14 protein-coding genes are annotated in these 22,434 nt (G+C 64.5%); 6 read left to right on the top strand and 8 right to left on the bottom strand.

All coding sequences use genetic code 11. From position 1 onward, the window contains the following. Positions 1-75: 75 nt before the first annotated feature. The 4 genes from dxs to BCV67_RS02580 all read right to left on the bottom strand — a co-directional run bounded on the left by dxs (position 76) and on the right by BCV67_RS02580 (position 5,546). Positions 76-1,986: a 1-deoxy-D-xylulose-5-phosphate synthase gene (gene dxs, locus BCV67_RS02595; protein ID WP_062166346.1), complete on the bottom strand. Its 1,911-nt coding sequence runs from the start codon at positions 1,984-1,986 to the stop codon at positions 76-78. 166 nt (positions 1,987-2,152) lie between these two features. Further along, on the bottom strand, positions 2,153-2,818 hold the full coding sequence (locus BCV67_RS02590) for an HNH endonuclease (RefSeq protein ID WP_062166345.1): 666 nt from the start codon (positions 2,816-2,818) through the stop codon (positions 2,153-2,155). A gap of 423 nt (positions 2,819-3,241) precedes the next feature. Beyond that, positions 3,242-5,032, bottom strand: a complete 1,791-nt coding sequence (locus BCV67_RS02585; RefSeq protein ID WP_062166344.1) for an acyl-CoA dehydrogenase C-terminal domain-containing protein — start codon at positions 5,030-5,032, stop codon at positions 3,242-3,244. A 37-nt stretch (positions 5,033-5,069) separates the two neighbouring features. Beyond that, positions 5,070-5,546, bottom strand: coding sequence for an LEA type 2 family protein (locus tag BCV67_RS02580; RefSeq protein WP_057629333.1), 477 nt, complete (start codon positions 5,544-5,546; stop codon positions 5,070-5,072). 185 nt (positions 5,547-5,731) lie between these two features. Here BCV67_RS02580 and BCV67_RS02575 point away from each other — a divergent pair, with 185 nt between their 5' ends. The 6 genes from BCV67_RS02575 (at position 5,732) to BCV67_RS02550 (ending at position 15,754) form a co-directional block, all read left to right on the top strand. After that, positions 5,732-9,091 carry a TonB-dependent receptor gene (locus BCV67_RS02575; protein ID WP_065868017.1) on the top strand — a complete coding sequence of 1,120 codons (3,360 nt, stop codon included), beginning with the start codon at positions 5,732-5,734 and terminating at the stop codon, positions 9,089-9,091. 52 nt (positions 9,092-9,143) lie between these two features. Beyond that, entirely contained in the window at positions 9,144-9,731 is a 588-nt protein-coding gene (locus BCV67_RS02570) for an RNA polymerase sigma factor (protein ID WP_062166343.1), read from the top strand. Then, positions 9,715-10,719 carry a FecR family protein gene (locus BCV67_RS02565; RefSeq protein WP_065868016.1) on the top strand — a complete coding sequence of 335 codons (1,005 nt, stop codon included), beginning with the start codon at positions 9,715-9,717 and terminating at the stop codon, positions 10,717-10,719. Before BCV67_RS02570 ends, BCV67_RS02565 begins: the two co-directional genes overlap by 17 nt. Positions 10,720-10,733: 14 nt before the next feature. Continuing rightward, complete coding sequence (locus BCV67_RS02560) at positions 10,734-12,545, top strand: amidohydrolase family protein (RefSeq protein WP_231732438.1); 1,812 nt, start codon at positions 10,734-10,736, stop codon at positions 12,543-12,545. 17 nt (positions 12,546-12,562) lie between these two features. Continuing rightward, on the top strand, positions 12,563-14,005 hold the full coding sequence (locus BCV67_RS02555) for an amidohydrolase (RefSeq protein ID WP_062166342.1): 1,443 nt from the start codon (positions 12,563-12,565) through the stop codon (positions 14,003-14,005). A gap of 357 nt (positions 14,006-14,362) precedes the next feature. Next, positions 14,363-15,754 (top strand): beta-N-acetylhexosaminidase, encoded by a 1,392-nt coding sequence (locus BCV67_RS02550; RefSeq protein ID WP_172837715.1) that lies wholly within the window; start codon positions 14,363-14,365, stop codon positions 15,752-15,754. A 278-nt stretch (positions 15,755-16,032) separates the two neighbouring features. On the opposite strand, the gene BCV67_RS02545 is transcribed toward BCV67_RS02550, so the two are convergent. The 4 genes from BCV67_RS02545 to BCV67_RS02530 form a co-directional block, all read right to left on the bottom strand. After that, a complete protein-coding gene (locus BCV67_RS02545) occupies positions 16,033-18,702 on the bottom strand; it encodes a TonB-dependent receptor (RefSeq protein WP_082746470.1) in 2,670 nt (889 codons plus the stop codon). A 67-nt stretch (positions 18,703-18,769) separates the two neighbouring features. Continuing rightward, entirely contained in the window at positions 18,770-19,987 is a 1,218-nt protein-coding gene (locus tag BCV67_RS02540) for an MFS transporter (protein ID WP_062166340.1), read from the bottom strand. 16 nt (positions 19,988-20,003) lie between these two features. Beyond that, positions 20,004-20,951, bottom strand: coding sequence for a carbohydrate kinase family protein (locus BCV67_RS02535; RefSeq protein WP_062166339.1), 948 nt, complete (start codon positions 20,949-20,951; stop codon positions 20,004-20,006). 60 nt (positions 20,952-21,011) lie between these two features. Then, positions 21,012-22,262: an ROK family transcriptional regulator gene (locus tag BCV67_RS02530; RefSeq protein ID WP_065868015.1), complete on the bottom strand. Its 1,251-nt coding sequence runs from the start codon at positions 22,260-22,262 to the stop codon at positions 21,012-21,014. Positions 22,263-22,434 lie beyond the last annotated feature (172 nt).

Genomic DNA, 22,434 nt, shown 5'->3' with positions numbered 1-22,434 from the left:
CATCGGTTTTTCGGGTGACTCGGTCAAGTGAAGCGCAATGCGCAATGCGCACTGCGCCGCTATCGCTTGCTCAAGTCAGCTGGCTGCGCTCAATGGCGCTGCGCTGTCCTGCAGCTTGGGCCAACGCTTGAGGATGGCGGCGCGGATGCCGGCTGCATCAATCCCTGCCTCGGCCAACAGGTCTTCGCGGCTGGCGTGATGCTGGTAGCTGTCTGGCAGGCCGAGGTGCAGCATCGGCATCACCACCGCTTCGGCGTTGAGCAGTTCGGACACGCCCGAACCGGCGCCACCGGCAACCACGTTGTCTTCAACAGTAATGAAGCCGTCGTGCGTGCGTGCCAGTTCCAGCAGCATCGCCTTGTCCAGCGGCTTGATGAAGCGCATGTTGACCACGCTCAGGCCCAGCTCGCGGCCCACGTGTTCGGCAGCCGGTACAGCGGCACCGAAAGCGAGGATGGCGAGGCGACTGCCTTGCACGCGCAACTGTGCCTTGCCGATCTGCAGCGTAGAGAGATCTTTGCCGACAGCAACGCCGGGGCCGGTGCCGCGCGGGTAGCGCACCGCGGCCGGGCCCTTGTACTGCAGGCCGGTGCTGAGCATCTGCCGGCACTCGGCTTCATCGCCCGGGGCCATGACAACCATGTTGGGTACGCAGCGCAGGTAGCTCAGGTCGAGGTTGCCAGCGTGGGTGGCGCCGTCCGGGCCGACCACGCCAGCGCGGTCGATGGCGAACAGCACGTCCAGATCCTGGGTGGCAACGTCATGCACCAGCTGGTCGTAGGCGCGTTGCAGGAAGGTGGAATAGATCGCGACGACGGGCTTGGCGCCCTGCGTGGCCATGCCGGCAGCCAGCGTCACCGCATGCTGCTCGGCGATGGCGACGTCGAAGTAACGCTGCGGGTATTCCTTGCTGAAACGCACCAGGCCAGAGCCCTCGCGCATGGCCGGGGTGATCGCCAGCAGCTGCGGATCGGCCGCGGCGGCATCGCACAGCCAGTCGCCGAAGATGTCGGTATAGGTCGGCTTCTTCGGTGCGCCCTTTTCCGGCAGGCCCTTGCTGGGGTCGAATGGGCCGACAGCGTGGTAGCCGATCTGGTCGTCCTCGGCCGGCTCGTAGCCTTTGCCCTTGGTGGTCATGATGTGCAGCAGGTGCGGGCCCTTGGCATCCTTCAGGTGCTTGAGGGTGGAAACCAGCAGCGGCAGATCATGGCCGTCGATCGGGCCGGTGTAATGGAAGCCCATCTGCTCGAAGGCGGTGGACGGCACGAACATGCCCTTCCACTGTTCTTCCCAGCGCTTCACGAAGCGGGCAGGGGGGCTGTGACGCTTGTCGCCGAGGATCTTCTTGCCGCTCTCGCGCAGGGCGTTGAGGGTGCGGCTGGCGGTCGCCCGGCCCAGCATCTTGGTCAGCCCACCGACGGCTTCGGAGATGGACATGTTGTTGTCGTTGAGGATGACCAGCACGTTCGGCTCGTCGTCCATGCCACCAGCGTGGGCCAATGCTTCGAAGGCCATGCCGGCGGTCATTGCGCCGTCGCCAATCACCGCGATCACCTTGCGGTCATCGCCCTGGTTCTGGCGCGCAATGGCCATGCCCAGCGCGGCGGAGATCGAGGTCGAGGAGTGGCCGACGCCAAAGGTGTCGAACTCGCTTTCCTCGCGCTTCGGGAACGGCGCCACGCCGTCCTTCTGCTTGACGGTGTGGATGCTGTCGCGGCGTCCGGTGAGGATCTTGTGCGGGTAGGTCTGGTGGCCCACGTCCCACACCAGCTGATCGACCGGCGTGTCATACAGATAGTGCAGAGCGACCGTAAGCTCGATCACACCCAGACCGGCAGCGAAGTGACCGCCGCTCTTGCCCACCGATTCGATCAGGTAGGCGCGCAACTCGCCGGCGATGGCCCCCAGTTCGCTCTCGTCGAACTTACGCAGGTCATCGGGGGTTTTGATGCGCGACAGGCGCGGGTAGCTGGCAGAGTCGATCATGGTCTTCGCGTTTCACTCGAAACGGTATTTTCCCCGTCCGGAGAGGGTGGGGCAAGCAAAGCACACACTCGATGAGTGCCGGATGAGGTGGTTTGGCACCAAGATGAAGATCCTGTTCAGCCTGGATGGCAGCTGCGCATGAATGCGCAGTGGCTGTCGGCCCGGTTCAAAGCCCGCGTTGCAGGGCTTTGCGCGGCAGCTGCGCCTTCAGGAAGGCCATCTGGTCGGCAAGGATGTTGCGATTGGACAGGATCAGGTGTTCAATCCAGCTGGGCCGGTAGGGCACGGCCAGCAGCGGCATGTTGGCTTGCTGCGGGGTGCGGTTGCTCTTGCGCGAGTTGCAGTGGAAGCAGGCGCTGACCACATTCTCCCAGGTGTCCTTGCCCCCTTTGGAGACCGGCAAGACATGGTCACGGGTGAGTTGCGGGCGGCTGAAGTGGTGGCCGCAGTACAGGCACAACTGCGCATCGCGGGCGAACAACGCGGTGTTGGTCAGGTTGGGCGTGGGATCGATCGCGCGCGAGCGGGCATGGCCGCGAGAGGCAATGATCGGGTGCAGGTCCATGCCGCTGCGCAGGCCGGTCAGCCGCGAGATCGCGCCGTGCACGTGCAGGCAGGGGTCGCCCATTGTCCAGGCGACGGCATCGCGTGCGTACAGGCAGGCAGCGTCCTGCCAGTTGATCCAGTCCAGCACCCGCCCATGCGCATCCAGCGACAGCAGTCGCACGGAGCCAAGGCGGTGCAGGGAGGGCGGAAGTGAAAACCCGTCTGTCGGAGCGGTATTCCCGGCTCCGGTATCGATCAGACTACGCGGTGTAGTGTCTGTCTCCATCGGGTTAACAGCTTATACACGATGCGTGACAGTTTGTGTAAAGACGGCTGGCGGTTGGGTTTGTGGGAGCGGTGTCAGCCGCGAAGCTGGGGGTGTTTCGGCTGCCCAAAAGCTTACCCCTCCCCAACCCTCCCCTCCGCCTTCGGCGCAAGGGAGGGGGCTAAGCAGAAGCTGCCCTCACCCCAACCCCTCTCCCGCAGGCGGGAGAGGGGCTTCGAGGTCGCAGGCTTGTTTTATCGCTCCCTTCTTCCGCGTGCGGAAGAAGGGCTTTCAGATCGCAGGCTTGCTCGATCGCTCCCTTCTCCCGCGTGCGGGAAGAGGGCTTTCAGATCACAGGCTTGCTCGATCGCTCCCTTCTCCCGCGTGCGGGAGAAGGTGCCCAACGGGCGGATGAGGGGGCTTTGATCTGCCCCGGCAGTTGGATCAATCGCCGAAGCGGACCGACTCCATTGCCATCAGCGAGTCGGCACCGGCGGCGATGCCGGCGGCGTGGCTCAGGGTGCGCGGCAGGATGCGGGCGTAGTAGAAACGCGCGGTCTCCAACTTGGCCTGCTTGAACGCTTCCGGGTGGCTGGAGGCCTGTGCGGCAACCACCGAACGTGCCCACCAGTAGGCGACGGCGACATAGCCGCTGTAGAACAGGTAATCCCAGCTGGCTGCGCCCAGTTCTTCCGGGTTGGCGGCGGCGCGCTGAAGCACGTCGATGGTCAGCTTGCCCCATTCCTTGGCCTTGCCGCCCAGCGCCGGCAGAAACTCGGCCACCGTTGGATTGCTGGCATTGGCGGCGATGAACTGCTCGATCTCGGCCAGGAACAGCTTCAGGCCGGCGCCCTGCGAGGCCGCGGTCTTGCGGCCGATCAGGTCCAGTGCCTGGATGCCGGTGGTGCCTTCATACAGCGTGGTGATGCGCGCGTCGCGTGCGTACTGCTCCATGCCGTGCTCGGCGATGTAGCCGTGGCCGCCGAATACCTGCTGGCCGTTGTAGGTGGCTTCAATGCTCCACTCGGTCAGGCAGGCCTTGACGATCGGGGTAAGGAAGCTGACCAGGGTATCGGCGTCGGCGCGGGCCTGTGCATCGGCGCTGCGGTTGGCCGCATCCAGCTGCGTGTAGGCATGCGCGGCGAGCAGGCGGCCACCTTCGGTCAAGGCCTTGGTGGTGAGCAGCATGCGGCGCACGTCGGGCTGGGCGATGATGGGGTCGGCCGGCTTGTCCGGCTGCACGGCGCCCTTGGGCGCGCGCGACTGCAGGCGCTCACGGGCATACGCCAAGGCACCTTGGTAGGCACGCTCGGACTGGGCCAGGCCCTGCACGCCAACGCCGAGTCGGGCGGAGTTCATCATCACGAACATCGCCTGCAGGCCCTTGTGCGGCTGGCCGACGAGGTAGCCTTGGGCACCGTCAAAGTTCATCACGCAGGTGGACGAGCCGTGGATGCCCATCTTGTGCTCCAGCGCGCCGCAATGCAGTTCGTTGCGTTCGCCCTGCTTGCCGTCGCGGTCAACCTTGTACTTGGGGGTAACGAACAGTGAGATGCCCTTCGGGCCGGCCGGTGCATCCGGCAGCTTGGCCAGCACCAGGTGCACGATGTTGTCCGCCAGGTCGTGCTCGCCGGCGGTGATGAAGATCTTGGTGCCGGTGATCGAGTAGCTGCCGTCGGCATTGGGCTCGGCGCGGGTCTTGAGCAGGCCCAGGTCGGTGCCGGCATGCGGCTCGGTCAGGCACATGGTGCCGGTCCAGTTGCCGGCCACCAGCGGCTTGAGGAAGGCTTCCTTCTGCCAGTCCTCGCCGTAATGCTTGAGCGCTTCAACCGCGCCGTGAGACAGCATCGGGAACAGGCTCCAGGCCAGGTTGGCCGAGGACACCATTTCACTCAAGGCCATGCCCATGGTTTCCGGCATGCCCTGGCCGCCGAAATCCGGCGATGCAGTCAGGCCGGTCCAGCCGCCTTCCACAAACTGCGCATAGGCTTCCTTGAAGCCCGGTGCGGTGGTGACTTCATTGGTAGCCTTGTCCAGTTTGCAGCCGGTCTGGTCGCCTACCGCATTGAGCGGGGCCAACACGCTGCTGCTGAAACGGCCGGCTTCTTCCAGCACTGCGTCGATCAGATCGGCACTGGCTTCTTCAAAGCCCATGGCGGCAAACAGGGACTCGGCCTTGAGTACATCGTGCAGGGCGAAGCGAAGATCGGTAACGGGGGCTTTGTAGTTGCTCATCAGACGGTTCTCGAACGATGCGGAAACGGGTGGGGGATCAGCGCAGCACGCCGGGCAGGCCAGGGGCCTGGTTGAGGCTGTTGCGTGATTTGATGTCGAAACTGCGTTGCTTCTTTTCTTCAGGGGTGGCGCTGACGCTGCCTTCCAGCTCGTAGAACAGCGAGCGGCCGCCTGCCAGTGCATCGGCCACGACGATGCGGGCCGAGGAGGACGGCTGCAGGCGCACCTTGATGACGTCGGCCGATTCCGGGCCGATCGACAAGGCTGGGCTGGCGCTGAGCGTGCCGGCCGCTTCGTCGCCAACCTTCACCGCCAGCGACACGCTGTCAAAGCGCATCGGCATGGAGCTGTAGTTGCGCAGGCGCAGTTCCACCTCCCAGTTGCCGTCATTGCCAACGCTCAACTGCTGGATGCTGGCGGCCGGTTCGGAAACGCGTTTGACCGGGCCATTGCCGCAGGCCGTGAGTACAAGGGCTAGCACGGCCATCAAGGCGTACTGGGGGCGAAAACGCATGGGGCGTGGTCCTCGGTTCCTGAGCTTATCCACGGAGAATACTACGGCGTATGGCGGCTTGCTGGGTACAGGTATGCCAGATCAGCGACCATGGCGATGGGATGGCGGAACCGGCGCGCTCATGCATCGAGTCATGCAGGGGGCAGAGGTTGCCGTCATTCGCGTCATTTTCTGGGGATTTATCCATGCGTTCATTCAAGTTGTTGCCGCTTGCAAGCGCTATCCGCGGCGGTCTGGCAGTTGTGGCGCTGTGCGCCGGGGTTTCGGCGCTGGCTGCGCCGCCGCAGTTCGATCTTCAGGCGGGCAACATCGAGGATGTATTGCCGGAATTCGCCCGACAGGCAGGTGTGCAGATCATTGCCCCCGCGCATTCAGGCGGAGCCCAGCGGATTGCAGTGGCCGAGCTGAAAGGGCAGATGGAGCCGCGCCAGGCCCTGGCCCGGTTGCTGGCCGGCACCGGCCTGAGCGTGGCCTCGGATGATGGTCGCACCATCACCCTGCGCGCGGCCTCGCCGATGCTGGCTTCGTTGTCCGGCCTTGGCGGGCTGGCTGCAGGGCAGGCGGTGCAGCCGCAGGCGGCCGAACCGGTGACTGCACCGGCAGCGACCAGCCCCAGCGTGAGCACACTGGACCAGATCACCGTGGTCGGCAGCCAGATCAAGGGCGCCAAGACCGCTGCGATCCTGCCGGTTGCGACCTTGCAGGCCGAGCAGATCGAGGCCACCGGCGCCGTATCCGGCGACGACCTGTACCGCTCCATCCCGCAGATGGGCGATGTCTCGTTCAGTGGCACCAATGGCGGCAACAGCTCCAACTACGCGCGTGGCGACATCGCCTCGGTCAACCTGCGCGGCCTGGGCGTGGGCAATACGCTGTTGCTGATCAATGGCCGGCGCACCGTGGTGCACCCCACCAGCCAGGCCGACGGCAATCTGGTGCCGGTGCTGACCTACAACGCCAACGCCGTGCCGGTGTCCAACCTGCGCCGCGTTGAAGTGCTGCTGGACGGCGCGGCCGCCATCTACGGCACCGACGCGGTCGCCGGTGTGGTCAACAATGTGCTGCGTGACGACATGGATGGCGGCACCATCAGCGTGCAGAAGGGCTTCGGCGAAGGGACCGACCTGAGTGATGTCGGCATCAATGGCATGTGGGGCAAGAACTCCGAGGACCTGCGCTCCAACATCACCATCGCCTTCAACTACTACAACACCACCGGCCTGAATTCGTTGGACCACAACTGGACCCGCGATGGCAACCGTGCGGCGGATTTCGCCGGTACGCCATTCGAAGGGCTGGCCGGTACCGACAACCGCAACACCAATAGCCCGTGGGGCAACTTCACCGTGGTCGGCCCGCGCGTGTCGAAGAACGGCACCTGGCTGACCACCACTGCCGGCGCCTTCCATGTGCAGCCGACCAGCAATAGTGGCTGTGCGGCCACCATTGCCGATGGCCTGTGCGTGCAGTCCGGCAGCAAGGCCACGTCTGGCGCTGACGCCAACCTGCGCGACAACCAGCAGGGCCAGTACCCGCTGTCGATCAGTCCGGACGTGCGCCGCCTCAACCTGTTTGTTACCGGCAAGCATGATTTCGACAATGGCCTGTCGTTCTTCAGCGAGGCCGGCGTCTACAACTCGCGTGCCTACAGCCTGCAGAATGGCGTCAACACCATCACCGCCTTGCCGATGACGGTAGCGGCCAACAATTACTGGAACCCGTTCGGTGCAATGTATCTGCCCGATGGCTCGCTCAACCCCAACCGTCTGCAGGGCTTGAACATCGGCGCCAACGGTGTGCCGGTGACCATCACCAGCTACCGTTTCGAGCGGCCAACCCGCATCGAGGTCAACAACACCCAGGTGCGCGCCTTGGCCGGTCTGCGTGGTTTTCATTACGGCTTCGATTGGGAAAGCGCAGCGCTGTACTCCGCGGCGCGGGTCAAGGACACCCAGGATGCAGTGAGCATGTCACTGTTCCAGCAGTCCTTGGCCAACCCCACCGCATCGGCGTACAACCCGTTCTGTGGCGGCTGCAATGACTGGGACAAGCTGGACCAGTTCTTCTACAAGGCGCAGCGCCAGAGCAAGACCGAACTGTTCCTGTGGGATTTCAAGGCTTCGCGCGCTGACCTGTTCAAGACCTGGGCCGGTGGCGTTGGCATGGCGGCCGGTCTGGAAGTGCGCCATGAAACCCAGCGCGATGACCGCGATGCGCGCGTCGACGGCTCGGTGACCTTCACCGATGCGATCACCGGCGTTGCCTATCCCAGCGACATGTACGGCGTCAGCCCGACCCCGGACACCTACGGCTCGCGTACCGTCGCTGGCTTGTTCGCCGAATTCTCGGTGCCGCTGGTGTCGCCGGAAATGAACATTCCGCTGGTGCGCTCGCTGGACCTGCAGTTGGCCGGCCGTGCCGAGCGCTACAACGACTTCGGCAATGTCGCCAAGCCGAAGGTGGCGCTGGGTTGGCAGGTGTTCGACGGCCTCACCCTGCGTTCGTCGTGGGCAAAGGGCTTCCGTGCGCCCAACCTGGAGCAGATCAACGCCACGGTGGTGAGCCGCTCCAATACCCGCACCGACTACATCCAGTGTGAGGCGGACAAGCGCAATGGCGCGCAGCCGGCGTTCTCCAATTGCGGCGGTTACAGCTACTCCACCACCGCGCGGCGCTCGGGCAATCCGGACCTGAAGCCGGAAACCTCCACCAATACCAGCGCCGGGCTGGTGTTCCAGCCGCGCTTCATCCCCGAGAACTACGGCCGCTTCAGCTTCGCCGTGGATTACTACAAGTATGAGCAGGAAGGCATCATCGGCCTGTTCGGCGAAGGCAATGCACTGATCCTGGATTACATGCTGCGCCAGCAGGGTGGCAGCAACGCCGCCGTGGTGCGTGCCGATGCCACCGCCGACGACATCGCGCGGTTCGCCGGTACCGGTCTGGATCCGGCAGGCAAGGTGCTCTACGTCACCGACCAGTACGTCAACCTGGAACCGCAGACCCTGCGCGGCGTTGACTACAACTTCAGCTGGAACTCGCCGGAAACCGCGATTGGCCGCTTCGATGTGTCGGTCACCGGCACGCACCTGATCGAGTTCTACCGCCAGCGTTCGCCGGCGCTGCAGGCGCTGGAAGATGCCAAGGCCGGCGGTCTGGTTGATCCGTCCATCCGCATCACCGGCGGCGGCGACCTGATCGGCAATGGCGGCAACCCGGAATGGAAGTGGTCCGGCACCTTGACCTGGCGCTACCAGCAGTTCTCGGTGGGTGCGAACGCGCGCTATGCCAGCTCCTATGTCGAGAACGGCCTGACCCTGGCCGATGGCACGCCGTGGACGGTGAAGTCGCAGACGCTGGCCAATGCCTTCGTCAAATACGACTTCGAGCGCGAAGGCTGGCTCAGCAACGTCGCAGTCAAGATCGGCGCCAAAAACATCGCCAACAAGCGTCCACCGATTGCTGATGATGTGTTCGGCTACCCGTCGGGCGTGTACCAGGCCAACCCGCGCTACTGGTACGTCAACGTGAGCAAGGCGTTCTGATGCGCAGAGACGTTTCAATTCGCCCCGCTGCGGGCGACAGGCAGGTGCCGCGATGAACGCGGCGCTTGCACGCGAGCGCGCCGCTTGGCTGGCCGAGCATATCCTGCCGTGTGAACCGGCGTTGCGCGACTGGCTGCGGCGGCGACTGTCGCTGCGCCAGGACGTGGATGACGTGATCCAGGAAACCTACGCCATCCTGGCCGGCATGGCTGATGTGTCGCATATCCTGCAGCCGCGCGCTTATGTGTATTCAGTCGCGCATTCGGTGGTGCTGCAGCAGTTGCGGCGTGCGCAGGTGGTGTCGATCGAGGCGGTGGCCGAGATTGACCGCGTCGCCATCGTCGGCGATGAGGTCAGCCCGGAACGGATGGCCTCATCGCGACAGGAGCTGGCGCGCATCGGCGCATTGATCGACAGCCTGCCGGAAAAATGCCGGCAGGCGTTCGTGCTGCGGCGGGTGGAAGGCTACTCGCAGCGCGAGATCGCCGAACGCATGCAGATCAGCGAGAACACCGTGGAGAAGCACATCTGCAAAGGGATCCGGGTGTTGATGGATTCAATGAAGCACGATGACAACGGATTGCAGAAAAGTAGTGAGCGGTCCGCCGCGGAAGGAGCAAGGCATGCGCGTCGGCGCTGATGCGAATATTGATGATGTAGCCGCCCGTTGGGTGGCGCGCGAGGACCGCGCGCAACTCACGGCGGAGGAGAGTGTGCAACGTGATGACTGGCTGCAAGCCGATACGCGCCACTTTGGCGCCTATGCGCGCGCGCACGCGGTGCTGGCAAGGACCGACCGCGCCCGCGCGTTGTCGGCCGGTGAGATGGGTCGTGCCTATACGGCGCGCACCCCGCACCGTGCACGGCGCGTAATGCGCTGGGCGGTGGGCTTGGCTGCGGTGGTTGGCGTACTGGCCATCGGCGTGCAGCGGCAGGATGATGGCGCGGACTATTTCGCTACCCGCAAAGGCGAAATCCTGCGCGTGCCATTGGCGGATGGTTCGGCGATCACGCTGGACTCGGACTCGCAGGTGCGGGTGCAGTTCAGTGCTACCCGTCGTGATATCCAGTTGCTGCAGGGCGAGGCCTTGTTCGACGTGGCCAAGAACCCGCAGCGTCCGTTCGTGGTGCGCGCCGAGGAAACCGATGTGACGGCGGTGGGTACTAGTTTTGCGGTCAGCCTCACCGAGCGCCGCAGTGGTGGCGTTGAGGTGCTGGTGCGCGAAGGTATCGTCGATGTGACCGATACCCAGGGTGCCGTCGCGCCGACTCGTTTGGTCGCCAACTACCGCGCGCTGGCCAACCGCAGCCACGGTATCCGCATCGAGGCGGTGCCGACAGACGATGTGGACCAGCAACTGGCCTGGCGTGAGGGCATGCTGTCGTTCAACGGCGACACCTTGTCGGTGGCGGCCGCGCAGTTCCTGCGTTACAGCGATACCCGCATCGTCATCGATGATCCGCTGGTCGGCAGCCGCCGCATCGTTGGCCTGTACTCGGCCAGCGACCCGCGTGGCTTCGCCAACAGTGTTGCGCTGAGCCTGGGGCTGCGGGTGCAGCAGCACGGTGACGTGGTGCGCTTGAGTTCCCCAGAAGCCGTGCCGCATTCGGCGCGGTCCATGCAATGAACCCGGATAGAAACATGCACTACAACAACAGGCGTGGTTTCGCCTTGGCGGTACTCGCCGTCGCATTGCTGAGGGCAGAGCAGGCCGCCGTGGCCGCTGCCGCCGGCGACAACGCGCTCCTGATTCGTGATGCGATGGTGTTCGACGGCACTGGCCGCGCAGCGTACCCGGCCAGCGTGCTGGTCGAGGACGGTCGCATCGCTGCCATTGGTGCGGAGCTGGCCGCGCCGAAGGGCGCACGCGTGGTCAATGCGCGCGGTCAGGCGCTGCTGCCCGGCCTTTTCGACCTGCACACGCATTGGACGCCCAATGCCACGCCATCGGAACTGCCGCAGGTTGCCAACCTGTACATGGCGGCAGGCGTCACCACGGTCAGCGATTTCCACGAGCCGCCGGAAGCCTACGCGCCGCGACGTGCCTGGTTGGCCTCGATCGCAGCACCCGACGTCAAGTTCGCTGCGCGCATGAGCACGCCGCTGGGCCATGGTGCCGACTGGGGTGATGAGAACACCACGCGCTGGGTAAATTCGCCCGAAGCCGCGCGCGCAGGGGTGCAGGCAGTTGCCGCCTACAAGCCCGATTTCATCAAGGCGTTCACCGATGGCTGGCGCTATTCCAACGCGGCCGACAACAGCAGCATGGATGAGGAAACCCTCACCGCGCTGGTAGATGAGGCCCACAAGCACGGTCTCAAGGTGTTCACCCATACGGTGATGGTCAAGCGTGGCAAGGCCGCCGCACGCGCTGGCGTGGATGTGATCGCCCACAGCGTGCAGGACGGCCCGGCCGATGCCGAGCTGATCGCGTTGATGCGTGAACACGGCACGGCCTATGCACCATCCCTGGCCGTGTACCTGCCCGAGCGGGTGGATGGCAGTGGCCGCAACAACGGCAAGCCCGACGTGCTGGCGCAGCGCGAGCAGAATTTCGCCAATGCACTGCACAACGTCAAGACGCTGCACGATGCCGGTATTCCGGTCGTTGTTGGCACCGACGCCGGCATGACCGGTACGCCGCATGGCGCATCGACCCTGCGCGAGCTGGAACTGCTGGTGCAGGCCGGGCTGACCCCGAGCGAAGCCTTGTTAGCCGGCACCTCGGCCAGCGCCAAGGCCTTGGGTGTGGGTGACCGCGGCAGCATCGAGGTCGGCAAACGCGCGGATCTGCTGCTGGTGCGTGGTCGTCCGTGGGAGCGCATCGGCGACGTGCGCAACACCCAGCAGGTCTATGTCGCTGGCCGTCAGGTTCAGGGCAAGGGCGCGGTACTGCCGGCCGGCAACAAGGCCTTGGCCTTGCCTGCGCAACCGGTGCAGGCCTTGGTTGATGACTTCGAACGCAGCGATGGCCGCACCGCGCTGGACACGCTGCGCGTGGACGAGGCTGACGGCGGCAACGACCGTACCGCGCAGGTGACCGAAATCGTCGCGCGCGAGACCGGCGGCAACGCACTTGCAACCCAAGCCAAGCTGTCCAGCAAGGACAACGCTTTTGCTGCGGCCATCCTGCCGCTGAGCCGCGGTTCGGTAGCGCCGGTGGATGCACGCGCCTATCGCGGCATCCGCCTGGAGCTGCGCGGCAGCGCACCTGAATTGCAATTGGAAGTGCGGGCGCTGGGCAATCGCCGCTTCACAGCGCCACTGCAGGCCGGGGCGCAGTGGCAGACGGTGGAAATCCCCTTCGCTGCATTGCAGGGACAGCCGCCGTACCGCGCCAAGGCGCCGGTAGCGGTGTGGAAGGGGGACGACCTGCAACAACTGGTGGTCTCCGGCAGCGGCGAACCCGGCAGCAAGCTGTGGTTCGAGATCGACAACGTCAGCTTCTATTGATGGGTGAGGGCGGCAGGATGAAGAAGCGTTGTTTGCGTGCCGGCTTGTTGGCTGCCTTGCTGCCACTGGCAGGCGCAGCGTTCGCGGCGGATGTGATCGCCGCGTTGGACGCCTATGCGCCACGGCAGGCCGAAGTCGGCCAGCAACTGTGGCAGCAGCCTGAGCTGGGCTATCTGGAGCATGCCTCATCGGCCTTGCTGCAGCAGGAACTGCAACAGGCCGGCTTCCGCATCCAGGCCAACGTTGCCGGTATGCCGACCGCATTTGTCGCCAGTTACCGCAGTGGAAACAAAGGGCCAGTGATTGCGCTGCTGGCGGAAATGGATGCCTTGCCCGGCATGGCGCAGGCCGCCGAGCCGGTACGCAGCCTGATTGCGGGGCAGGACGCCGGCCAGGCCTGTGGGCACAACCTGTTCGGCGCTGCCTCGGTAGGCGCGGCGCGGGCATTGGCGCAATGGATGCAGCAGGCCCGTACCCCCGGCGAAGTGCGCCTGTATGGAACGCCTGCGGAAGAGGGCGGCTCCGGCAAGGTCTATATGGCCAAGGCTGGCTTGTTCGATGATGTCGACGTGGTGCTGCACTGGCACCCGTCCGCCGAGAACTCCGCCGCACAGGGCACCAGCCTGGCAAACATCAGCGGCAAGTTCCGTTTCCATGGGCGAGCCGCGCATGCAGCCATCGCGCCGGAACGTGGCCGCTCGGCGCTCGACGGGGTAGAAGCGCTCAACTACATGGCCAACATGATGCGCGAGCACGTGCCCGACGGCACCCGCATCCATTACGTGATCAGCAATGGCGGCGCTGCACCCAACGTGGTACCGGATGCAGCCGAGGCCTATTACTACGTACGCCATACCGATCCGGCTGTGGTGCGCGATGTAATCGAACGCCTGCAGAAGGCCGCCGAAGGTGCAGCAATGGGGACCGGCACCACGGTCGAGTTCGAACCGACCGGCGGCGTGTACTCGCTGCTACCCAACGACACGCTTGGGCGGGTGATGCAGGCAGCGCTGCAGCAGGTTGGCGGTGTGCAGTACGACGCGGCCGAACAGGCGTTTGCGAAGAAACTGCAGGAGAGTCTGGAAAAGCGCCCGGGCCTGCAACAGGCAACACAGCTGCAACCCTATCGCGCCGATCTGGCCGGCAGCGCATCCACGGATGTGGGTGATGTCAGCTGGAACGTGCCGACCGTCGGCGTCGGCACAGCAACCTGGGTGCCCGGCACGCCGGCGCACAGCTGGCAGGCGGTAGCGGCCTCAGGCATGTCGATTGGTGCCAAGGGCGCGTTGAAGGCGGCCAAGGTGATGGCCCTCGCTGGCGTGCAGCTGCTGCAGTCGCCGGAGTTGGTAGCCAAGGCCAGGCAGGAGTTCGATGAGCGCCGCGGCGCAGGCTTCCGCTACGTACCATTGCTGCAGCGGGATGCGCCACCGCTGGACTATCGCCGCAAGCCGAAAGACTGAGACGCGCTGTCTCCGCTCTGAAATCTCCGGTCCACGCGGGCTTCACCGCCGCGCGGGCAAGGTAACGCCCGGAGTGGTGCTGCTGGGTAGCCCATCGCTCCAGGGGCGGCGGCCCGATCCCCTCCATCGGGTCGCCGCTCGATTGCTGCGATGCTTGCCGTGGCGCAGTGCGCGAGCCGTGGCGTCGTCAGCATTAACTGGGCATCATGCCGAGGTACTCCTTGCGGACGCGCCGGCACCATGAGATTGCCCTTCAAGCTTCACGCTCTGATCGTTTGTCTTGTAGCCGCGACAGCGGCAACCGGTTGCGCGCAGCGCACCGAGGTCACAGAACCTACATCAGCGTTGACGTCGATCGTGCCGATTCCACAGACGATCCAGCCGGCAGCGGGAGAACTACGCTTTTCCTCGATCAAGGTCGAAGCAGCGGCAGGCACGCCCCATGCCACGCAGGCGCTGACCGAACTGCTGGCGAGACTTGGGCTGGACGGATCAGGTGCAACATCGGCAACCCTCCACCTGCAGCTGGTTGATGAGGCGGAATTGGGCGAGGAAGGCTATCGGCTGGTGATCGACAATGCCATCCGGCTCAGTGCGCGGACCGATGCAGGGCTGCTGCATGGCGCACAGAGCCTGCGCCAGTTGTTGCCGGCACAAAAGCAGGCCGAGTACCGGCTGGCGCAGCTGGCTATCCGCGATGTGCCTGCCTACCGCTGGCGCGGCGTCTCGCTGGATGTGGCGCGCAGCTTTCTGCCGGTTGAATATCTGGAAAAGCATATCGACCGCATGGCGCTGTTCAAGTTGAACCGCCTGCACCTGCATCTGACCGACGACCAGGGCTGGCGCATCGAGATCAAGCGCTACCCGAAGCTGGTGGAAATCGGCGGCCGCAGCGCAGTGGAAGGTGGGCGTGCCGGTTACTACACGCAGGAACAACTCAAGCATCTGGTGGCCTATGCGCAGGCGCGCGGCGTCACCATCGTGCCGGAGATAGACATGCCGGGGCACGTGCAGGCGGCGCTGGCCTCCTACAACGAGCTGGCCTGCGCAGATGTAAAGAACCTGTCCCCATATTCCGGCGTGGAGGTTGGCTTCAGTGTGTTCTGCCTGGAGAAGCCCGAGGTCGTTTATCCCTTCGTCCGCAACGTATTGGAAGAAGTGGTGGCGATCTTCCCGTCCCAGGAAATCCACATCGGCGGTGATGAGATCAAGGATCCGCTGTACGCCGATTTTGTGACGCGGACTGCAGCGATGATGGATGAGATGGGGCGTACTCCCATCGTATGGGAAGAAGGTTCCGTGGCGGACATGAAGCCCAGCGCGATACTGCAGCTGTGGAATGACGGCTATGCCATCGATGCTGCGGTCGCCAAGGGTCACCCACTGATTCTGTCGCCTTGCTCCTACCTGTACATCGACCATGGCAATTACGCGGGCCAGCCCGGTGCCGATTGGTGCCGTGCGGAAGGCGTGCCGCTGAAACGCCTTTACAGCTTCGACCCGGCGCCATTCAAGACGGCGGTCGGAATCGAGGCGGCGCTGTGGACCGAATTCGTGCACACCGATGCGTCGGCGGATGCGCATCTGTGGCCGCGCCTGGCGGCGGTAGCGGAGCTTGGCTGGAGTCCGGCAGGGCAGCGCAGCTATGCCGCCTTCGCACAACGCATGGGCGCCTTGCGCCCACAGCTGGATGCGCTGGGTGTGCAGTACCACCCGGAGCCGGATCTGGGGTGGGCGAAGCCCGAGTAAGACGGTCGAGCTGCGGTGAAAGGATCGCGTAGCCCGGGTAAGCGCAGCGCACCCGGGATTTTTCGCGAACAGCTCCCGGGTGCGCTTCGCTTACCCGGGCTACGGTGACTACGGTGACGTTTGTTGCCCCGTTTTGAATCGCGCAGATGGCAAAACCACCCTTGCGGGTGGTTTGCGGGATCGAACCGGTGCGCGTGCGAATTGCGACTTATGCGCGCCGCTATGTTCGCAACCCTCTCCGTCCGCGAAGAGGGTTGCTTCAACACAAGATGCAGACCTCAGTAATCGAAGCGCACGCGCAGGCCTACGGTGCGCGGGTCGTTCCAATAGGCGCGGATGAAGCCGCCGGCATCGTCGGCCCAGTTCTTGGTCATCTTGTCGGTGGCGTTGAGCACGTACAGCTCGGCGCGCCAGAACGAGGGTGACTGCAGGCTCAGGCTGGCATCAACGGTGGCATAGGCTTTCTGGCCATCGGAGATGTGCGGGTTGTCGATGTTGCGCAGGGTGAAGTACATCTTGTCCTGCCACTTCACGTTGAACCACGGCACCAGCTCGTAACCATTGCCGAACTTGAACGTGTGGGAGACGTTGACGCCGGCGGTGAACTTCGGCGTCATCGGCAGGTGGTTGCCGGTGATGTCGTAGATCTGGCGGCCGGCCAGGGTGGGGTCCGGACCGGTATACGGATCGGGGCAGGGCACGGCGCCGAATTCTTCGCGCACGCCGCAGTTCCACTCATCGCTGAAGGTCGGGTAGTCCTTGATCTTGCTGTTGATGTACGAGAAGAAGCCGCCGATACGCGTGTTTGGGGTGGGCAGGTAGTCCACTTCCACTTCCAGGCCGGGGATGTTCACCGTGCCGACGTTCACCGTCTGCCACTTCTTGATCACATCGCAGGTCGGGTCCCAATCCGGGCAGGGTTCGTTGACGTGCACCTTGGCCGCATAGAAATCGCCGGTGACCTGCATGTCCTTGTAGCGGCTGTAGAACGCGGTGACTGCCAGACTCAGGCGCTTGTCCAGCAGCAGCCCCTTGTAGCCGATCTCCAGGTTGGTGATGGTTTCCGGCTTGTAGGGGAAGAAGGAATACTGCGGGCCTGCCGGGCCATCGAGACACTCCTTGCCGCCACAGATATCGTCCTTGTCGCCGAAGCCGCCGGCCTTGTAGCCGGTGGACAAGGAGGTGAACAGGATTTCGTCCTCGGACAGGTCCTTGGTCAGGCCCAGGCGCCAGGTGACCTTGCTCCATGATTCGGAGTGGGCGTTTTCCGCCGGCGGCCCCCACAGCTTGTAGGCATCAATGCCACCGAACGGGCCCATCTGCTCGGTCAGGTCGCGGCCATTGTGCGGGCGGAAGCCAGGCTCGCCCGGCGTGCCCGGGTTGTACAAGTCGTTGTAATACGCCGCCGAGGTGGCATCCCAGCCGCCATACACCTGGCCGCCGCGGTCGGTCTTGGAGTCGCGGCTGTAGCGCGCGCCCAGCGTGGCGGTCCAGGTTGGTGCGAAGTGCCAATCGGCCTGCGAGAAGATCGCCTTGGCGTCGATCTGGCGATCAGGCTGGTGATAGAACTGGCTGATCGGGAAACCGTATGGCGCGTTGACCAGCATTTCCTGCGCGTAGTTGATCGCGTTCTTCTCGCGCATCCAGAACAAACCGGAGACCAGATTCAAACGCTCGCCCTGATGCTTGAACTGCAGCTCGTGGACGAATGATTTGTATTGCGAGTCCAGAGTTATCGAGGTGTTGTCGCGCACCGGCCAGACGCCCCAGTCGCCCTCTGCAGGTACCGGCAGAGTGGCGGTTACCTGCGAGGGGATCTCGTGGTAGCCGCCATCATCGTCGGACATCTGGAAGCGCTTCTGGTTGGCGAAGGCCACGCTGTACTCGATGCTGTTGCTGTCGCTGAGGAACCAGTTGAGGTTGGAGCGCACAGTGTCGATCGACATGTCGGTGCGGCCCGGCACGTTGATCTTCACGTCCCACTTGCCGCCTTCGCAGGCGAAGCGGGTGCCGGCGGCCTGGTCGCAGTCCTTCACCCCAACCTGGCCGGCACCGGAGTTCTGGAACTTCTCGTAGGACAGCAGCCACTCGACATCGTCGGTGATGGCGAAGCGTGCGGCGATACGCGCTGCCCACTCGTCGCGGTTGTAGTAGTAGTCCTTGCGCGAGACCTTGCGGTTGCGGCGCTGGTCCACGTCGGGGATGCCATCGGCGATGAAACCGCGCTCTGGGATGTTCACATCGGTGAAATCCTGCTGCTGGTCGATCCAGCCATCGCGCTCGACCTTGGTCGCCGCCACGCGCAGAGCGAAGCGCTCGCTGACCGCAAAGTTCTGGATCAGATTGAGCTGGCGGAGGTTGTAGCTGCCGAGCTCCAGCTCGGTGCTGCCGAAGGTGGAATCGAAGCGCGGCTTGGCCGGAATGATGTTGATGCTGCCGCCGGTGGAGTTGCGCCCGAACAAGGTGCCCTGAGGGCCGCGCAGCACTTCCACCTGGTCCACGTCGAACATCAGCGCCAGCGCACCCTGCGGGCGCGGCGAGTACAGGCCGGCCACATGCAGGCCAACGGCAGGGTCACCGATCTCGGTGAAGTTGTTGGCGCCGATGCCGCGGATGCTGACCTGCACGCCGGAATCCGGGCCATTGGCAATCTGCAGGTTGGGCATGCTGCCGGACAGGCCACGTACGTCGCGGATGCCTTCGCGGGTCAGCGCTTCCTGGGTGACGGCGGTAACGGTGACCGGCGTTTTCAGCAGGTCGGATTCAACGCGGGTGGCGGATACACGCACCGTTTCCAGCGTGGTTTGGGCGTTGCCGGTGCCGGGCTTCTGCTCCTCGTCCGTGCCGGTGGACTGCGCCAGCGCCGGAGCGGCCGCACAGCTGATCAATACCGCTGCCACCGCGGCGGCGATGCCGGTCGGTCGAACAGCGCTGGGATGCTTTCTCATTGTTGGCTCCTGGTTGTGCGGCGACTTGGGCCGGCAGGCCCGCGCGGTGGTTGCTGCGGTTGCCCGATCAGGGCGAGGCGGGGGTGTTCTTCCCGGAATACACAGTCTGGTTACGCACCAGCGGCCTGGCCCAGGCGCTGACGCTGAGGATGTAGAGCAAGGGGATGAATACCAGCGACATGCCTGCGCGCAGGCCAAGGTGGTCACCGACCACGCCGATCAACAGCGGCACGACGGCGCCGCCGAGAATGCCGCTGCACAGGATTCCCGAGAACGCCCCGTGGTGTTGGGTGACAGAATTCAGGCCCAGCGAAAAGATCACCGAGAACATCACCGACAAGAAAAAGCCCGCAGCAGGAAAGGCCAACAGAGAGATGGCTGCCGGGCCGAAAAGGGCGAGTGCAAGGCAGGCAATGGCCAGCGTGGAGAAAATGGCCAATACCAGTTTGGAATCCAGCAGTTTCAGCAGCCCCAACCCTGCCAGGCAGCCCAGCGACATCAGGCCCCAGAAGCGGCTGACGGCGATGGCGCCCTGTTCGGTGGCCGATAGGCCGTGATAGCTGTGCAGGAACTGCGACATCCAGTTGGCGATGGATTGCTCGGTGCCGACATAGGCGACGATGGCCAGGAAAAACAGGCGCACATCGCGGCGCCGCAGCAGGCTGCCGTATACCGCCCGGCTGCCGGCGCGCTCATCGTCTTTCAGCTGCACGGTAGGCAATGGCAATTTGTAGTTGAGCAGGGCCAACAGCACGAAGGCTGCAGCGAAATACCAATAGAAGGCCAGCCAGGCCAGCGGCTGCCCCTGCACGTCCGGGCGCTGCATGTACAGCCGGAATGCCAGGGGGCTGAGGAAGGAGGCCAGGCCGAACACCAGCTGCGCCATCACCGAATAGAACGCGAAATGCTGTTCGCCGGCAGCGGTGCGCATCAAGGGATTGATCACCACCTGCAGCAGTGCCATGCCCAGGCCGATGACGAACAGGCCAGCGACGACGGAGACATAGCCTGGCATCACGGCGATGGCCATGGCACCGATGAAATTCAATGCGAAGGCGGTAAAGAGAGTGAAGCGGGTGCCGCGGACCTCGATCAGCATGCCGCCGGGGATCGAGATCAAACCGTAGGCGAGGAAGAACGAGAACGGCATGAAGCCGGCCATGGTCAGGCTCAGCTTGAAATCCTGGATGGCGATCGGCATCAGCGGCCCGATCAGGTTGGTGATGAAGGAGATGGCGAACCAGATCAGGAGGATGTAGCTGATGATCAACGGCCGGTGCGTCATGGTCGTGGCTCCGGGGTCAGGGATACGACTGCAGGCAATGGGAGAGCTCGCCCGCCGCGATGCTCTTGCGGGGGAAGCGCGGCAGGATTGCTGCAGCGGTGCGGCAACCCGCAGCCAGTGCGTCGCGCAGGTTGGCGTGGTTCAAGGATGCCGCCAGGTAACCGGTGTTGAAGCTGTCGCCGGCACCGACGGTGTCGAAGATGTCGGCGGCCGCTACGCCGGTGTAGCGGGTGCTTTGGCCGCTGACCTGGCCCAGCGCGCCGGCAGCGCCCAGCTTGACGATCAGGTGGGCGCCGGGCTTGAGCAGGCGGGCTACCTGTTGCACGGCCGGCTGCAGTTGCTGGTTGCCGGCGATGCTCATGGTTTCAAGTTCGTTGAGCAGCAGATGGTCGCAATGCGCCAGCCAGCCCTCGACTTCCTCAAGCACCTGCGGGGTCCAGCCCTCGGGCGGCCAGCCGGTATCCAGCGCAACCTGATAGCCGCGGGCAGAGGCCTCCACCAACAGTTCGCAGAACTGCGCGCGCAGATTGGGCAGCAGGAAGGGCGCGGTGAACAGGGCGATGCTGCCCGCCGCTGCCTGCGGCAGGTGTGCAAGCACAAAGGCCGGGGTCAGGTGCTGCAGATGCCCGCAACTGGTGAAGAAGGTGCGCTCGCCATCGGCGTGCAACAGCCCGACCGACATGGTCGTGTCGCTGGAACAGCTCTGCAGTTCGACATTGATGCCGGCCAGCTGCAGCAGCAGCCACTGGGCGAGGTCGTCGTCGCCGATCGCACCAATCAGGCGTGGGCTCAGCCCGAGATGGCGGGCGGCCAGTGCCGAGTTCGCCGCTGAACCGCCGGCGCGCAGCTCGCTGCGGGGCAGCAGTTGCTCGGTACCGATCTCGGGCCAACGGCTCAGCGTGCCCAGGACCAGGTCCACGCTGACGTCGCCGATAATGCTGAACTGGGGCTGATCGTTGCTCATGGGGCGACTATAGTCACCCCAATTTGCGCCTGTCAATAAAAATATCCAGTGGAAGTTTAATTAAATCCGGCGTCCACCTGCTGCCGTGCGGTGGCCGAGCAGCTCGGCGGCCTGGGCCTCGCCCTGATCGTCGCGCTGGACCCCTTCCAGGCGCGGCGACAACAGTTCGTGGATGGGCAGGACCGCTGCGCCTAACAGCGAGCAATCCTCTTCGCGTAGCGAGATCATGATGCGCGGCAGTTCCGGCTGTGGGCGGCCACGGACCGAGCGATGCAGCGGCTGGGCGAGTTCGACCAGGCGCTGCACCAGCTTCTGCGGGGCCGAGCCGCCGATGACGATGGTCTGTGGATCGAGCAGGTTCTCGATCATGCAGATGGCATCGCGCAGGCGCTGGGCTGCCTGCTGGCACCATTGCTGCAATGCGTGGTCGTTGGGGTCGTCCAGGCGGCTGAGCAGGTCCGATGTGCGGATCTGCCCGTCATCCAGGCCCAGCGCCTCGGCCAGCGAGTGCAGCGAGAGGTAACGTTCCAGGCAGCCCTGGTTGCCGCAGTAGCAGGGCGTGCCGCCGGGAACGACCGGCACATGACCGATCTCGGTGGCGTTGCCGTCGGCGCCGCGGTAGGTGTTGCGGCCGACAATCAGCGAGCCGCCCAGGCCCACGCTCAGGTGCAGGTAGAAGAAGTTGTCCAAGTGCCGGGCCACCCCGTACAGGGTTTCACCGAGCGCGCCGGCGACGCTGTCCACGCTGTGGAACAGCGGCAGGCCGGTGGCTTCCTGCAATTGGTCGAGGATGGACAGGTCCTTCCAGCCTTCCAGCGCGGTGGGGCCAACAAAGCTCAGCTCGGTATCGCCGAGCGGGCCGGGCAGGGCCACGCCTATGCCCCAGAGCCGGGCGCTGGCCTGGCGGCGCAGGCTGGCGACCAGTTCCAGCAGGCCGGCCAGCAACTGCGCGCGATCGCAGCCCTGCAGGCGCACTTCGCAACGGGCATCGATCTGCCCCACCAGGTTGACCAGCGCACCGGAGGCGCGGCCAGGCTCCAGGCTGATGCCGATGGATTGACCGGCGTCCGGGTTGATCTCGAAGGCGATGGGCGGCTGGCCGCGGGTTTTCAGGTCCTTCTGCCTGCGCGAGACGATCAGGCCGATGGACTCCAGCTCATTGGTGATGTTGGCCACCGTCTGCGGGCTGAGCGAGACCTTTTCCTGGATGTCCTTGCGTGACGCTGCGCCGTGCTGGCGGATGAAATCCAGGACAAGGCGACGGTTATAGGGGGCGCTGGACTGCTGGGTGGCGCCACGGCCGATATTCATAGGCATTGAAACCGAGTGAACGTGGGGGTAGGGGAGGTGGAACAGGTGCCTGTATTATTCATACATCCACGTGAAGTATTTATTGACGCGGGATGACCGGATGGCTAAGTTTCGTTTCCTAGTCTATCCGGAACCGTGCAGATGCCTCCTTTGTCGCATTCCCGCAAGACCA

It is taken from the genome of Stenotrophomonas nitritireducens, from assembly GCF_001700965.1.
Taxonomy (GTDB): Bacteria; Pseudomonadota; Gammaproteobacteria; order Xanthomonadales; family Xanthomonadaceae; genus Stenotrophomonas; species Stenotrophomonas nitritireducens_A.
Note: the sequence above shows the minus strand (reverse complement) of the source record. Positions and strands in the feature narration are given on the sequence as shown.

Coding starts and splice junctions, on each gene's coding strand:
- BCV67_RS02570 (WP_062166343.1), top strand. CDS start 9,144: ATGAACGCGGCGCTTGCACGCGAGCGCGCCGCTTGGCTGGCCGAGCAT.
- BCV67_RS02540 (WP_062166340.1), bottom strand. CDS start 19,987: ATGACGCACCGGCCGTTGATCATCAGCTACATCCTCCTGATCTGGTTC.
- dxs (WP_062166346.1), bottom strand. CDS start 1,986: ATGATCGACTCTGCCAGCTACCCGCGCCTGTCGCGCATCAAAACCCCC.
- BCV67_RS02565 (WP_065868016.1), top strand. CDS start 9,715: ATGCGCGTCGGCGCTGATGCGAATATTGATGATGTAGCCGCCCGTTGG.
- BCV67_RS02535 (WP_062166339.1), bottom strand. CDS start 20,951: ATGAGCAACGATCAGCCCCAGTTCAGCATTATCGGCGACGTCAGCGTG.
- BCV67_RS02580 (WP_057629333.1), bottom strand. CDS start 5,546: ATGCGTTTTCGCCCCCAGTACGCCTTGATGGCCGTGCTAGCCCTTGTA.
- BCV67_RS02575 (WP_065868017.1), top strand. CDS start 5,732: ATGCGTTCATTCAAGTTGTTGCCGCTTGCAAGCGCTATCCGCGGCGGT.
- BCV67_RS02560 (WP_231732438.1), top strand. CDS start 10,734: ATGCACTACAACAACAGGCGTGGTTTCGCCTTGGCGGTACTCGCCGTC.
- BCV67_RS02530 (WP_065868015.1), bottom strand. CDS start 22,262: ATGAATATCGGCCGTGGCGCCACCCAGCAGTCCAGCGCCCCCTATAAC.
- BCV67_RS02590 (WP_062166345.1), bottom strand. CDS start 2,818: ATGGAGACAGACACTACACCGCGTAGTCTGATCGATACCGGAGCCGGG.
- BCV67_RS02555 (WP_062166342.1), top strand. CDS start 12,563: ATGAAGAAGCGTTGTTTGCGTGCCGGCTTGTTGGCTGCCTTGCTGCCA.
- BCV67_RS02585 (WP_062166344.1), bottom strand. CDS start 5,032: ATGAGCAACTACAAAGCCCCCGTTACCGATCTTCGCTTCGCCCTGCAC.
- BCV67_RS02545 (WP_082746470.1), bottom strand. CDS start 18,702: ATGAGAAAGCATCCCAGCGCTGTTCGACCGACCGGCATCGCCGCCGCG.